We start from the raw sequence: 13,688 nt of genomic DNA, 5'->3' as shown, positions 1-13,688 counted from the left end.
TTATTTTACTTACGATTGACGTTTTTAGCTTTCTTTGTTCAACGGGCCCGCAGAAAAGAAAGGCGACTTGCTTCCTCCTTGGCGATGCACAATAAGAAAAAGCGCAGGCAGAACCAGCAATGTCAGGAAAACTGCAGAGATCATTCCGCCTACCATAGGCGCGGCAATGCGCTGCATTACCTGCGATCCGGTGCCAGAACCAATCAGAATAGGCAGCAGTCCCACGATAACGGCAGTCGCTGTCATCAATACCGGGCGCACCCGCATGCCTGCACCTGCTAGTATCGCGTTGATTAGTTGATCGTGGGTAAAATGGGCGCCGGATGAGCCTTGCGGTTTTTTGATGGCATCAACTGATTGGTTAAGATATACCAGCATGATCACGCCGATTTCCACCGCTACCCCAGCCAGCGCAATGAAACCCACCCCAACGGCTACGGAAAAGTGAAAGCCGTAAAAATACACTAACCATACGCTGCCAATCATCGCTAACGGCAAAGTGATAACAATCATTGCCACATCGCGTACATTGCGAAAGCTTAAATAAAGCAGCACCACAATGATAGCCAAGGTTAGCGGCACTACCACGTTCAGCCTTGCTTTGGCTCGCTCCATGTATTCGTACTGCCCCGCCCAGCTTATAGAGTATCTTGGCGGTAAGTTGATTTGTTCTGCAACCACCTGCTTAGCCTGCTCAACGTAAGTCCCTATATCCACGTTATCAATATCCACCAGCACCCAGCCGTTCAGGCGAGCGTTTTCGCTTTTGATCCCGGCCGGTCCATCTTCAATACGAATATCAGCAATATCTCCTAACGCGATATTGAGCCCTTCCCTGGTAACAATTGGCAGGTTACGCAAGCGCTCTGGTGAATCCCGATACTCCTGCGGATAACGCACATTCACCGGATAGCGCTCTACACCTTCCACCGACTGAGTGACTGTTGCGCCCCCCACGGCACTGGCTATAATCTGCTGAACGTCGGCGATATTCATGCCTAAGCGCGCCGCTTTATCTCGCTGAATATCAATAGTGAGGTAGCGCCCATCAGCCACTCTTTCAGAATAAACCGAGACGGTTCCCTTAACCTCAGATAATACCGTTTCCAGTTGTTTACCAATTTGTTGAATAACCGTTAGCTCCGGACCGGCCACTTTTATGCCTATTGGTGTTTTGATGCCGGTTGCCAGCATGTCGATTCGGGTTTTTATTGGCATTACCCAGGCATTAGTGAGCCCCGGAATTTTCACCAGCGCATTGAGTTCCTGTCGCAATGATTCCGGCGTAATGCCTGGGCGCCATTGCTCTTGCGGCTTAAATTGAATGAAGGTTTCAATCATGGTGAGTGGTGCAGGATCCGTCGCCGTTTCAGCCCGCCCTACTTTACCGAACACCGTCTTAACTTCAGGAATTGTTTTAATGAGTTTATCAGTTTGTTGTAGGAGCTCTCGGGCTTTGCCAATGCTGATTCCCGGGTACGTGGTAGGCATGTACATCAGGTCGCCTTCGTCCAGCGGCGGCATAAATTCACTGCCGATTTTAGCGGCTGGCCAAAGACCTACTACGGAGACAATCAACGCGGCTCCGAGCGTTAACTTTGGATAGCGCAACACCCCTTTCAACATAGGAAGGTAAAGCGTGGCCAGAAAACGGTTCACCGGGTTTTTATGTTCGGGCAGAACGTTTCCCCGCACAAAGTAACCCATCAAAACCGGCACCAGCGTAACGGCAAGTGCGGCGGCTGCGGCCATAGCATAGGTTTTGGTGTAAGCCAGCGGCGCGAACATCTTTCCTTCCTGGCCCTGCAACGTAAACACCGGCACAAAGGAGACAGTAATAATCAATAAAGAGAAAAACAGCGCAGGACCGACTTCAGTAGCGGAATCCACCACCACTTGCCACCGATTTTCTTTCGTTAACGGTGTACGCTCCATGTGTTTATGCATGTTTTCTATCATTACAATAGCACCATCAATCATGGCACCAATAGCAATGGCAATACCGCCTAAAGACATAATGTTGGCATTGATCCCCTGCAGGTGCATGATGATAAATGCAACCAGAATACCCACAGGCAAACTGATAACCGCCACCAGTGAAGACCGCAGATGAAATAAAAAGGCCACACAAACCAGCACTACCACCAGAAATTCTTCGAATAATTTATGCCAAAGATTTTCCACCGCTCTGTCTATCAGACCCGAGCGATCATAAACGGTAACCAGCTCTACTCCTTCTGGTAATCCGGCCTGCAGTTGCGCCAGTTTGGCTTTTACGTTAGCTATCGTTTGCTGCGCGTTTTCGCCAAAGCGCATCACCACTATGCCGCCAACAGTCTCGCCCTCACCGTTAAGCTCTGCCACTGCGCGACGCATTTGTGGCCCCAGTTGTACCGTGGCGATATCTCCTAATGTAAGCGGCGTTCCTTTAGCGCTTGCTCTTAAGGGAATTTGCCGAATATCGCTCAGGCTGCTGATGTAACCAGTGGTGGTGACCATGTATTCCGCCTCTGCCATTTCGATAACAGAAGCGCCAGCTTCCTGGTTTCCTTGTTTTAGCGCTGACAGCACCGTACTTAGCGGTACCTGATAATCCCGCAGTTTGTTCGGGTCAACCTGCACCTGATACTGCTTCACCATACCGCCTACGGTCGCCACTTCTGCCACGCCCGGCACAGTTTGCAGCTCGTATTTTAAAAACCAGTCCTGAATACTACGCAGTTGGCTAAGATCATGCGCACCGGTGCGATCAACCAGCGCATACAGGTACACCCAGCCAACGCCGGTGGCGTCTGACCCTAACTGTGATTTTGCGGCTTCCGGTAGCGAAGGCGCTACTTGACTTAAGTATTCAAGCACCCGGCTTCGCGCCCAGTACAAGTCAGTAGTTTCATCAAAAATGATATAAACATAGGAATCGCCAAAAAAGGAGAACCCTCTCACCGTACGCGCCCCCGGTACTGCCAACATTGCTGTGGTCAAAGGATACGTCACCTGATCTTCGACAACCTGGGGTGCCTGGCCAGGGTAAGATGTTTTAATGATCACCTGAACATCAGACAAATCGGGGATGGCATCAACCGGCGTACTTTTTACCGAATAAATACCTGCTCCAATCAGAAGCAACGTGGCCAGCAACACCAAAAATCGGTTGTTAACTGACCAGCGTATAATCGCCGCAATCATGGTTTGCGTCCCTCATGACCAGCGTGATCCATGCCTTGATGGTCTTGCTGCGGCGCAATGGCCACGATAACGAAATCGTCGCGTACTTCAAAAGTGAAGGTGACTGCCATGTTTTCGTGCAGTTGATCAATTTCTATGTTGGCGGCAAGCGCAAATTCTACAGTCGCTGGTGGTCTATTCCACTTTTCAATAGCGTCCCGGCTAATGACCAGAATGCGATTTTGCCTGTCAATATTTTCGATAGTACCGTTGACGGTTGCGGTATCCACATCTGGTTCTTGTTCAGTAGCGCCTTCAGTCAGTTCATCTTCTGACATGTCGTGCCCCATCACATGAATAGCCGTAATGGCATATTCTTCGTCCGCACGGCGTGTAATTTCCAGATGTAAACTCAACCCTTCTGCCAATTGAGTGATATCAACCGCATCCGCTACATTAAAGTCCATTGTCATTTCCGGCCACTCCCACTCGGGTATGGCGTCATGGGAAACGGTTACCATTCGATGCGCCGGCATTACCGTCTCAACCACGCCTCTGGTCCAGATGCTTTGGGACTTACTGTCACTTTGCATGCGGATAAAATCAGATGTTTTACTGGATTCTGAATCTAATAAAAATTGGGCAGAAGTCACCACAGTGTCACCTTCGCTAACACCGCTTAATATTTCCACCTCATCCTCGCTTTCCCTGCCCAGCGTAACCTCAATAGATTTAAAACGTCCTTCCTCTAAGGCGACAACAACCCTGTTTTGGCTGCCGGTGCGAATAACGGCCTCCTGAGGCACAACCAACGCCTCGTCCTCTTCTTGCAAATGTACGGTAATGGACGCAAACATATTAGGTTTTAAAACCCGGTCTGGATTTTCCAACCGAACGCGGAAACGCAAAGTGCGGTTTTGTTGGTTAACTGAAGGGTAAATGTAGTCAATGTCGCTCCGCCACTGCTTACCTGGCTGATAATCAAGATTAACGGTAACTGGCAGCCCCTGTTGGATAGCCCCTGCATCACGCGCAAAGACTTCGGCTTCAAGCCACACTTCATCTAACTGACCAATGCTCATCAAGGTATCGCCGGGCTTCACGTAAAAGCCCTCACGAGTGGAAAGCTTATTCACGACGCCGCTTTGCGGCGCGTAGAACGTAATGTTTTGCTGCACAATGCTGGTTTTTTCCAGAGCGCTGATCACTTGTGGCGCAAGCTGTAAGGCTTTCAGGCGTTCTTTTGCAGCGCTGATAAGGCTGGCATTACCGCGCCTCTTGGCAATTAAATATTCCTCCTGTGCATTTACCAATGCAGGAGAATATAAAGTGTAGAGAGGTTCTCCACGGGTGACGGGTTCGCCTGTTGCTTTAATATAAAGTTTATCAATCCACCCTTCTACCCGCGGGTGAATATGCACAAGTTCATCTTCATTGTATTGAACATAGCCCACGGTCTGTATTGCGGATTTCAGCACATTACGCTGCACTTTCGCCGTGCGAACGCCCAGATTATTCACCATTGCCGGTGCTATAGTTACAACGCCGGCACCATAGTCTTCTTCTGACGTGGTATCTTCATATACAGGAACTAAATCCATGCCCATGGGAGATTTCCCCGGCGCATCGCGGCGGTATTCTGGGTCCATGGGTGCAACCCAATATAAAGGTTCCCGAGGGGCAACTGCATCATCCCGCGAACCTTGATTTGACGATAGCAACAACCAGGCTGCCCCCGCCCCGACGACAATACCAGCGACAATCCCGAGCGTGAGTTTTGTTAATGAACGCATTAGTGTTCTCCCTGCCAAATGGCAACGGGCTCTGCCTCAACAAAAAAGTAATTTATGCGGCTGCGGGTTTTTAAAATGTCCACATCAATTCCTGTCGCTATTATTCTGGCATTAAGTTCAGCTATGCGAGCGCGTACAACTTCAGCAAAATCGCCTTCAGAATTGGTGTACGCAGTAAGCGCGGTCTCCGCCTGCTCATGAATCTGAGGTAATAATTGCTCCTGGTACAGCGCCTGGCGTCGGTGCAGCCCCTTAAGCTGCTGATGCAGCGCCTGAAACTGAGCGAGCATACTTTTCAGCATCAGTCGCTTGTCCGTTTTCACCGCCTCGGCACTCGCAATAGCAGATGACACCATTTTATCCTGGCGATTGTCTGTAAACAGAGGAACATCAACCGTTAACCCCACTGAGAAAAAGTCAGCCCGCTCGATCCCCTGAGGAGAATTGTCGCGATAGCCGTAGCTGGCGTTCACGCCCCATTGAGGTTTATATTGTTCCTGCGCCAGGGCAATGTCTGTGGTTGCAGCGGCTATCTGGTTTTCAATGGCTTTGAGTGATGGGTGGTTGTTGAACGTAGCGACTAAAGCCTCAACAGAAGTGTCTTTTTTCTCTGCATTGGAATATCCAAGGGTAATTTCCGGCAGCAGTTCGGGAAGCTGCCAGCTGGATTCTGACGATAATGTCAGCCTGTCTGCCTGATCAACATTTGCTATCCATTCTTCCAGTTTGGCAAGCGCAGTCTGATATTGCTGCCGCGCCAACGTTAATCTATCGTCAAGCTGCACCAGTTCCAGTTGCGAGCGAATCACATCCTGCTGGCGCACATTGCCGGTTACGTTGGCGTACTGGGCATTGGCAATTTCGGCAAGCTGCTCAAACAGAAACTTATCGCGTTCAATTAAAGTAATGGTTTGCTGAGCCAACCATGCATCTAACCAGAATTCCGCCACATTAACTGCAACTTTGGCTTTACGATCCTGCCGTAGATAAGGAAACTGCGCCGCTTCCAGTTGCAGGCCAGCACGCTTTATTTCCAGCGAGCGCCCGCGCGGAAACATTTGTGACACACCCACTTTTACCTGCGTCATGGCTTCCTGATCGAAATCCCAGGTATCCATAGGGAGATTTGCCACACTTAAGGCGACTGTCGGATCTGCCAGTGTTCCAGCTGCAATACTCTGCTGCGCCATTGCCTGCTGACGATAACGACTTCCCGCCAGCCACGGATCGTGCTGATAAGCGAGCTTTATAGCGTCGTTAAGATGTAAGACAGCTGCTGTTGCCGCCGGCGCCAACAGCGAAAATATCAATAACACGCACGCGTAACACGCCCGCGTTTTGCGTAACCCAATACCCATTTTTTAACTCCAGAAATGCTGGAAATTGTTGCAAAAGCAAAAATATATCCCTTGATTGGCGGCCAAAATTCAGGCGCACGTATACCAGGTTAAGCTGCTATGGGTGGTCGGTAACGAGAAGGGGGAAAAGTTAAAGACAATGAAGTTTGTCCAGGTAACGCTGGCTCATCAACATAGCTATCCGCTGGCATAATGAGTTGAGAAGCTAAATACACCGAACCTGAGCAAACTTGCTCTGGACACTGACAGGTATCACCGCAACAACCATCTTCGGCTGTCATAGGTTCATCTTCAGACGACATATTGCAGGGATGCGCATCAGGAGAGGACATCATTGGCGCAGAGGCCATGTGATTTTCGTCGCTCTGTATCTGCGAGAGGGTATCTACAAGCTGGCCGTTTCCCTGCCCCATAAAAATGAGCATCAAAAAAATAACTTTAAGAAGGGAAACAGTTGGAGTTTTCATAACAATAAAGTCGCCAGCAACGGCGGATAAGTTACTGCAAAATTAAGCAGATGTACAGCCCGCATGTAGCGGAATGGGTAGACCGGCTACACGATACAAGCCAGTCTACATTTAACGATTAATCAGAAGAGGAATTTTTTGAAGTGGCCTGAACCGACCAGATTTTATTCCCACTGTCGTCGGATATCAGCAACATGCCTGACGGCGTTTCCCGTACAGCAACTGGGCGACCATAGGCTTCGTCGTTCTTCATGCTTTTAAGAAATCCGCCCATAAATTCTTCAATTTCTCCGGTGGGTTTGCCATCTTTAAAAGGCATAAATATCACGCGGTAGCCGTTATACTTTGCTCTGTTCCATGAACCGTGTTGTGCAGCAAACAAGCCATTGTGATATTTTTCAGGAAATGCCTCACCCTTATAAAATTCCAGATCCATTGTGGCTGTATGATTACCGACCGCGATGTCAGGCACAATCGTCTCTTTTGGCAAGTCTTCTGGCATTCTGTCTTGCCAACGTGGGTCTGCATGTTCACCAAAATATTTATAGGGCCAGCCGTAAAATCCGCCTTTTTTGATGCTGGTGACATAATCCGGTACCAGATTATCACCCAACTCATCGCGTTCGTTCACCGCCGCCCATAGCTCACCCGTTACAGGATTGTAATCCAACCCGTTAGGGTTACGTACGCCAGAGGCATAAACCTCTTCATTATTCCCTTCGAGATCTAACGTAAATATTTTTGCACGACGCGCTTCTTTTTCAATGCCGTATTCCCCCACATTACTGGAAGAGCCCACAGTAAGAAGCAACTTATCGCCACTATCATTCACTTCAATATTCCGCGTCCAGTGGTGATTGTAGCCGCCCGCAGGCAGTTTATGGATGACTTCTCCTTTGGTACCTATTGAGTCTATTCCTTTTTTATAAGGAAAACGCATAATGCTATCGGTATTAGCAACATAAAAGGCATTTTCTTCTATTAATGCCATTCCAAAAGGCTGGTTCAGATTCTCAAGAAACACATGCCTTTCATCTGCTACGCCATCTTTATCTTTATCACGAAACAAGGTAATGCGATTGGCGCTGTTACTGTCGCTGTCATTCGACTCAGCCACTAAAACGTCTTCATTGGGCAGAATATAAATCCATCTTGGATGCTGAAGATCACCTGCAAATTCTTTTACTTCAAAGCCGTCTGGTACTGTGGGTTTTTTGCCCTTGGACCAACCTACGACCTTCGTTTCGCGCCGGGTGGAGTCAGTAGAATAAGGTTCAGGCAAGGGCACTTTTTGTCCTAGTGCATAGCCATTTTCTGGTTTAACGGCGACCTGAGCTTGAGCGGAAAAACTGGCTCCTACTATAGCAAGCGAGAGAAGTGATAATTTACCTATCATCTGGTTTCCTTTTTAAGTGAGTCAGTGACTGAAGCTGCTCGGTAAAGTGACAAATACCGCCCATTAAAAGCGCGCATCGGCACAATCCTGATTAGGCGATTTTATACGCAGCTATCTCATTGATGGATTACCGCAGCATGACTGTTATTTTCTATTCCCTTTATCTTATCTCTGGGCTGGTGTGGATTGTTCTTTCCTACTTTAATTGTTAAAGCGTTCGGGCAGTATTTTCCGGCAGTTCAGTTGGAACAGCCTGTTCAGGCAGAAAATTGAGTGTGAATGTACTTAAACAATACTTTACAATTCGCCTTTCGTTTCAAAAGGAACAGCGGCAGGTATGGCAGCGATAGGAATTGATTACGGCACGTCTAATTCAGAAGTGGTGTATTTTGATGGAAACCAGCACCAGCATATCCAATTAGATCCCCAGATTGAGAACAGTAATAAAATACGCTCTTCAATCTTCATCTATTATGAAGATGAACTGCCGGTTCCGCCTGCCGCCATCGTGGAAGCAAAGGTTAGTCAGCTACAACGCGCTATTACCCGGCAAATCGAAAAAGCCAAGCAAGGCTATTACGATGCTCAGGATCCACGGGAACAACAGATTTACAGTGAGCAGGTCGACGACCTGCGCGGGCAGTTTCATAACCGTCCGGCATTGCAGCGCAGAGCTATTCAGTTACTGCTTAAAAATATGACCGTACAGGAACTGTCATTGCAGCAACTGGTAGAGACTGGCAAATTCGCTTTCGGCGAAGATGGCTTCAGGCGATTTCTGAAAACCCCGGATAAAGGAAGGTTAATTTATTCGCCGAAGAATTTCCTTGGCGCCAACCTTGAAGAAAGCCAGAAGCAGGCTTTTGTCGGTATGATTGCAAGGCAGTTGGAATACTTTAAACAGTGTGCCGAGCAGCAACTTCAGCAGCCAGTCGATACTGCGGTAATTGGTCGCCCAGTGCGGTTTCACGGCACCCGCTTTGAAACGGGAAATGCACAGGCTATCGACATTATGACACAGGCGGCGAATCTGGCCGGCTTCGGTCAAGTTAGCTTTCTTGAAGAACCCATTGCTGCGGCATATGAAATTGAACGTTCGCTGCAAAAGCTTACCACCGCTCTGGTGGTGGATATTGGCGGCGGCACGACTGATATTTGCTGTATTGATCTTGCCCCAGAAAGATATGCCCGGATTGATCGTCAGCAAGATGTTCTGGCAGTAACCGGGAAACGTTTGGGTGGCATGGAATGTGACAAAAGCCTGGTTCTAAAAACGCTTGCGCCGCAGATGGGGCTTGGGTTGCAAATGCACAACGGTCTGCCCGTACCCCCCACCTATTTTTCAGATATGTGTGCCGTTGACGATATCCCAAAACTTACCCGCTTCTTTTCCGATGATTATGGGCTGGAAATTGCCCAGACTCTGTCGATAACCAAAAATCCTGAGTTGCTTAAACGCCTGCTTGTCGTGCAGGAAGAGAAGCTCTCTGCCCGGGTGGTTAACTCGGCCCGAATGGCCAAGGAGCTGCTATCTTCAAAAGACGCCATTACCTTGCCGTTGCATTATATCGAGCCAGATTTTGACGTGCATATCGACAACACCATGCTAAAGCTGTCGATGCAGTCCTGGCTAAGCAAAGTCAAAAGCTTAATAAAAGATTGTCTGGCGCAAAGCAGCAAGGCGCCGGAGGTAGTTATGATTACCGGCGGAATGAGTTTGTCTCCGGTAGTCAGAGAAGCACTTTGCGAGGAGTTATTAGCTGGCTTGCCGCTACTGGAAAATGATGCCTTTAATTCGGTTTGCGAGGGACTGGCGATTCAGGCAGCCAAGCTTTAACCTAAAGCATTTCGTTTACTGCAAGCAGAAAAAATTGCGTGTACCCGGCCCCACAATAAAGCGAAGCCGGCCAGAACAGATTTACGCTTCTGGCAACACAACAGTGACCGGCGGCGGATATTCCGTCGGTTTGTCTGGGATCATTTTTAGAAATACCGCGTATTGCCCGCCACTCCCAGAGCCTCTTCAACAAACTCATCGTCCCGCTGCCAGATGGTCCATCTCGGTGGCCAGTCCAGGCTTTCCTTTGGTAATTGCTGGAGAAGCTGCATCGGTCGCACTTGCTTTGTCAGCAAGCGAGAGAGCTCAAGCTGAATGAGTACTTCATGCTGAACGATATATCAATACAGAATGCCGCGCAGACTACCGTAGGAGGGGATAACTGGTGATTTAACCAATCCAACCCTATCGTTTACAAAATCAAGAACTAAGATATAGTGTCCACACCTCCGCCTAACCAAACCAAAGAGGAGCAAAAATAACGTAACTATTAGAAGTAATATGCGCAATAACCGTATAACTTACATTAGCGGTTTTTAGTCTTAAAACTCCTAAAAGCAAGCTATAAAGTAGAATAAAAATTAACGATATTGCATCTTGGTATTGGAAATGAAATAACGTAAATAAAATACTTGTAACTCCCACTGTAGCCATACTAGACAGCCCCTTATTGATCAAACCTCGAAATAACCAGCCGCGAAATATCATTTCCTCCATTGTTGGAGCAATGACGCAACAAGCCAATATAACTAAAGCTGTATTTTTAAATGAGTTTGCGAAAATTTTCATTTCGAGCGTCAGGAATTCGATTGGAAGATCGTAAATATAAATAGATATATCGCAAAGAAACTCAAATAAAACTGTTGAAATAACTACTAACAGCAACAGGATCAAACTTACTTTTTTAAACCCTAAATATCGTAATAATCCTATGAAGCTCCGAGAACCGACCACATATTTAAGAAGAGGATAAAATAACAATGGAGATAAAATAGATGCTCCCAAAGCTATCATGATTTCGATCTGAGGATTCTTCTCCTCATAAATATTATACCCGTTGATGGCTAGCACTACTGACATGACAAAACTAAAAATTGTTAGAGGAAAAAAACTAAGAGTGAAGCACCATCCCAACATAGACAAGCACGCGTAAGAACTTTTCTCTAAATAGCTGATATTATCATAAGAAAATTGTTTCAACTTTAGACTCTGTTAAAATTTATTAAGATTAAAAATAAGTATTTATTTACGCATTTCAGTAAATCGAGAAATGGATTGATAACTGAAAATACATCTAAAAATAACATATAATGTTTATGTGTTATTCTAATTATTGTAACAAAATAGACGTAGCAACTAAGACCGACCACGTCTATTCTACTAGCTTACTGATTTAATCGTTTTACCGAAATTAAGGTCTCCAGCCATAAGCACCGTAACGATTATTACCGCCACCACTCCAAGCTCCCTCCATAGCAGCCCATCTAAAAAACCTAACCATCCTGCTACCGCCACTGACTTGTTTTATTTCATTCACATTTAGTTCGCGCATACTACTTCACTCCATCTGTTCGACTATTGTGTTATAAAAAATATTGAGTTGTGATTTTCTATCTTAACTGATATTGTTTAATTAAGCTGACTTCAGTTTATTAACGCTACAGTAGACCGAAGACAGCCACTCTTATTTTCTAACGAAGCTTTTTTTGTATTCCCCTGCTAGAAAAATTCTTATATATATCTCTAATTAACTCGTGCTTTTAGACCATAAATTGGCTCTATCAACCATTCAACCAATGTGCGCTGCTCTAACATAATATCGGCCTCAAATAGCATCCCAATTTTTAATTCAAAAGCTCGACCATACGCTTGCACTTTCTGTTTAGCCAATTCTGCGCGTAAGCGCTAAACGAGCTCTTGCAATGTAGTCGACAGTTGCACTTCCTTTGGTGTAATAAGTACACGGTCTATTCTAGTAATTTCACAAGCGTACGGGCAACACATCTTTAGTCCAGTGTTAGATCGGGCATGCTATTGAAATAGCCAATCTAAAACAGAACCTTAATCGTTGGGTATGAAAGTTGATGTAGCGGGTCGGCGAACGTTCAGTCCCCAATGGAAGATGAATATCGTCAACCAAGCCGCCATTTCTTTTCGTTCAGTGTCGCTGATTGCCAGAGAAAATAGCATTAATACTAACCAGGTGTTTCGCTGAAAACGTGAAGTGAAAAAGGGGCAGTCTCGCTGGGTACGCGTTGCAAGGGGCATGCAGTTGTTACTGCACAAAGAGGAGCCCACTGCGTTTTTGCCGGTTATCCCGTCACCACCCAAACAACCTGCTCCAGCTTCCACTACGATTACCGTAGAGCTTACCACGGGGCATCGTCTGACAGTGGCTCATGCCGACGAGCAACTAGTACGTCTATTATTGTCGGCGTTATTATGATTACCTTATCTCACGACCTGCGCATCTGGCTTTGTGCCGGCCACAGCGATACGCGTAAAGGCTTCGATGGTTTATCAGCGTTAGTGCAACATATGTTGAATAAAAATCCGTTTGCAGGCCAAGTGTTTGTATTTCGAGGACGTCGTGGTGACAAGATAAAATTACTCTGGTGGGATGGCCAAGGATTGTGCATGTACTATAAGCGATTGGAGCAAGATTAGTTCGTTTGGCCTGCTGCTCGATCCGGTGCAGTGCATTTAACACACGCCCAATTATCCTTACTACTTGAAGGCGTAGATTGGCGACCGCCTGCCCATCGCAACGCCCCAAAAAACGCAGGGTGAAAGACAACAAAAAACATACTAAATCAGCGTGTTAACCTGTATTTGATGGTACCGTGCTCAGCATGAAAACGACGACGAACACCTTGCCCGACGACCAGCAAACACTCCAACAGATGGTGTTGCAAATGCAGGCGAAACTGGTGCAAAAGGAAACACTTATTCTCACCTTACAGCAGGCGTTGTTGGGGTTGCGTCATCGTCAGTTCGATCGCTCTTCTGAACAAGTAGCAACTATCCGAAACTATAGATTGTTGCCAATTAAGGTAAAATTTTCTAAATAGTTTTTGGAAAAACCGGATTTATGTGGAAACTCGGGACTGGCTGACAGATACAAAAAAGCCCCGCAATTGCTTGCAGGGCTCTTAAGTAATGGTGCCTCGACCCGGGATCGAACCAGGGACACGCGGATTTTCAATCCGCTGCTCTACCAACTGAGCTATCGAGGCAAAACTGTTTAGCACTTTATGATGCGCTAGCACCTGTTGCGCTGTGGGTGCGTATTAAACGGATTTACGTGTCTTAAGTCAACCGTTTTTCTAAGAATTTTTTTCGATTGCGCATACTTTGTTCAAAACGATGATAATCGATTATTTTTTCGGCGGAACATAGCCTTCAATCGACGGTTGCTCACCTTCAAACAAAAACGCAGCCATTTTTTCTTCAAGAAATTTTCTTGCTTCCGGCTCCATCATATTCAGTTTATTTTCGTTTATTAGCATGGTTTGCTTTTTTTGCCAGTCGGCCCATGCTTCTTTAGAAATATTGTCGTAAATACGCTTACCCAGTTCTCCGGGGTACAGCTGAAAATCAAGTCCGTCAGCGTCTTTTTTGAGATGTTGGCAATATACGGTTCTACTCATGAATACTTTTCCTCTGCTTTGT

Annotated in this window: 12 protein-coding genes and 1 tRNA gene; 4 read left to right on the top strand and 9 right to left on the bottom strand. The window is 46.7% G+C overall.

Annotation, left to right across the window (positions count from 1 at the left end; all coding sequences use genetic code 11):
- Positions 1-24 precede the first annotated feature (24 nt).
- The 5 genes from CA267_RS11245 to CA267_RS11225 all read right to left on the bottom strand — a co-directional run bounded on the left by CA267_RS11245 (position 25) and on the right by CA267_RS11225 (position 8,179).
- Positions 25-3,186, bottom strand: a complete 3,162-nt coding sequence (locus CA267_RS11245) for an efflux RND transporter permease subunit (RefSeq protein WP_075607392.1) — start codon at positions 3,184-3,186, stop codon at positions 25-27.
- A complete protein-coding gene (locus tag CA267_RS11240) occupies positions 3,183-4,958 on the bottom strand; it encodes an efflux RND transporter periplasmic adaptor subunit (RefSeq protein WP_075607393.1) in 1,776 nt (591 codons plus the stop codon). Before CA267_RS11240 ends, CA267_RS11245 begins: the two co-directional genes overlap by 4 nt.
- The gene (locus CA267_RS11235) at positions 4,958-6,316 is read right to left on the bottom strand and encodes a TolC family protein (RefSeq protein ID WP_075607394.1); all 1,359 of its coding nucleotides are present in this window, start codon (positions 6,314-6,316) and stop codon (positions 4,958-4,960) included. Before CA267_RS11235 ends, CA267_RS11240 begins: the two co-directional genes overlap by 1 nt.
- A gap of 89 nt (positions 6,317-6,405) precedes the next feature.
- A complete protein-coding gene (locus tag CA267_RS11230) occupies positions 6,406-6,783 on the bottom strand; it encodes a hypothetical protein (RefSeq protein ID WP_075607395.1) in 378 nt (125 codons plus the stop codon).
- Between the two features lie 118 nt (positions 6,784-6,901).
- On the bottom strand, positions 6,902-8,179 hold the full coding sequence (locus tag CA267_RS11225; protein ID WP_075607396.1) for a PQQ-dependent sugar dehydrogenase: 1,278 nt from the start codon (positions 8,177-8,179) through the stop codon (positions 6,902-6,904).
- A gap of 337 nt (positions 8,180-8,516) precedes the next feature.
- Between CA267_RS11225 and CA267_RS11220 the strand changes: the two genes are divergently transcribed.
- Complete coding sequence (locus tag CA267_RS11220) at positions 8,517-10,016, top strand: Hsp70 family protein (protein ID WP_075607397.1); 1,500 nt, start codon at positions 8,517-8,519, stop codon at positions 10,014-10,016.
- Positions 10,017-10,162: 146 nt separating this feature from the next.
- Here CA267_RS11220 and CA267_RS19150 read toward each other — a convergent pair whose 3' ends face one another.
- The gene (locus tag CA267_RS19150; RefSeq protein ID WP_269748470.1) at positions 10,163-10,288 is read right to left on the bottom strand and encodes a hypothetical protein; all 126 of its coding nucleotides are present in this window, start codon (positions 10,286-10,288) and stop codon (positions 10,163-10,165) included.
- Between the two features lie 181 nt (positions 10,289-10,469).
- The gene (locus CA267_RS11215) at positions 10,470-11,216 is read right to left on the bottom strand and encodes a CPBP family intramembrane glutamic endopeptidase (RefSeq protein ID WP_139316203.1); all 747 of its coding nucleotides are present in this window, start codon (positions 11,214-11,216) and stop codon (positions 10,470-10,472) included.
- A 1,066-nt stretch (positions 11,217-12,282) separates the two neighbouring features.
- On the opposite strand from CA267_RS11215, the gene CA267_RS11205 reads away from it, so the two are divergent.
- The 3 genes from CA267_RS11205 to CA267_RS11195 all read left to right on the top strand — a co-directional run bounded on the left by CA267_RS11205 (position 12,283) and on the right by CA267_RS11195 (position 13,087).
- A complete protein-coding gene (locus tag CA267_RS11205) occupies positions 12,283-12,462 on the top strand; it encodes a hypothetical protein (RefSeq protein WP_083638187.1) in 180 nt (59 codons plus the stop codon).
- Complete coding sequence (gene tnpB / locus CA267_RS19240) at positions 12,459-12,683, top strand: IS66 family insertion sequence element accessory protein TnpB (RefSeq protein WP_408609392.1); 225 nt, start codon at positions 12,459-12,461, stop codon at positions 12,681-12,683. Before CA267_RS11205 ends, tnpB begins: the two co-directional genes overlap by 4 nt.
- Positions 12,684-12,868: 185 nt before the next feature.
- The gene (locus CA267_RS11195; RefSeq protein WP_075607399.1) at positions 12,869-13,087 is read left to right on the top strand and encodes a hypothetical protein; all 219 of its coding nucleotides are present in this window, start codon (positions 12,869-12,871) and stop codon (positions 13,085-13,087) included.
- A gap of 89 nt (positions 13,088-13,176) precedes the next feature.
- On the opposite strand, the gene CA267_RS11190 is transcribed toward CA267_RS11195, so the two are convergent.
- Positions 13,177-13,252, bottom strand: a tRNA-Phe gene (locus CA267_RS11190).
- 141 nt (positions 13,253-13,393) lie between these two features.
- Positions 13,394-13,666 carry an oxidative damage protection protein gene (locus CA267_RS11185; RefSeq protein ID WP_075607400.1) on the bottom strand — a complete coding sequence of 91 codons (273 nt, stop codon included), beginning with the start codon at positions 13,664-13,666 and terminating at the stop codon, positions 13,394-13,396.
- Positions 13,667-13,688 lie beyond the last annotated feature (22 nt).

Origin of the sequence: Alteromonas pelagimontana, assembly GCF_002499975.2 — a bacterium.
Taxonomy (GTDB): domain Bacteria; phylum Pseudomonadota; class Gammaproteobacteria; order Enterobacterales; family Alteromonadaceae; genus Alteromonas; species Alteromonas pelagimontana.
This window is presented reverse-complemented; position numbering and strand designations above follow the sequence as displayed.

Coding starts and splice junctions, on each gene's coding strand:
- CA267_RS11245 (WP_075607392.1), bottom strand. CDS start 3,186: ATGATTGCGGCGATTATACGCTGGTCAGTTAACAACCGATTTTTGGTG.
- CA267_RS11240 (WP_075607393.1), bottom strand. CDS start 4,958: ATGCGTTCATTAACAAAACTCACGCTCGGGATTGTCGCTGGTATTGTC.
- CA267_RS11235 (WP_075607394.1), bottom strand. CDS start 6,316: ATGGGTATTGGGTTACGCAAAACGCGGGCGTGTTACGCGTGCGTGTTA.
- CA267_RS11230 (WP_075607395.1), bottom strand. CDS start 6,783: ATGAAAACTCCAACTGTTTCCCTTCTTAAAGTTATTTTTTTGATGCTC.
- CA267_RS11225 (WP_075607396.1), bottom strand. CDS start 8,179: ATGATAGGTAAATTATCACTTCTCTCGCTTGCTATAGTAGGAGCCAGT.
- CA267_RS11220 (WP_075607397.1), top strand. CDS start 8,517: ATGGCAGCGATAGGAATTGATTACGGCACGTCTAATTCAGAAGTGGTG.
- CA267_RS19150 (WP_269748470.1), bottom strand. CDS start 10,288: ATGCAGCTTCTCCAGCAATTACCAAAGGAAAGCCTGGACTGGCCACCG.
- CA267_RS11205 (WP_083638187.1), top strand. CDS start 12,283: ATGCAGTTGTTACTGCACAAAGAGGAGCCCACTGCGTTTTTGCCGGTT.
- tnpB (WP_408609392.1), top strand. CDS start 12,459: ATGATTACCTTATCTCACGACCTGCGCATCTGGCTTTGTGCCGGCCAC.
- CA267_RS11195 (WP_075607399.1), top strand. CDS start 12,869: ATGAAAACGACGACGAACACCTTGCCCGACGACCAGCAAACACTCCAA.
- CA267_RS11185 (WP_075607400.1), bottom strand. CDS start 13,666: ATGAGTAGAACCGTATATTGCCAACATCTCAAAAAAGACGCTGACGGA.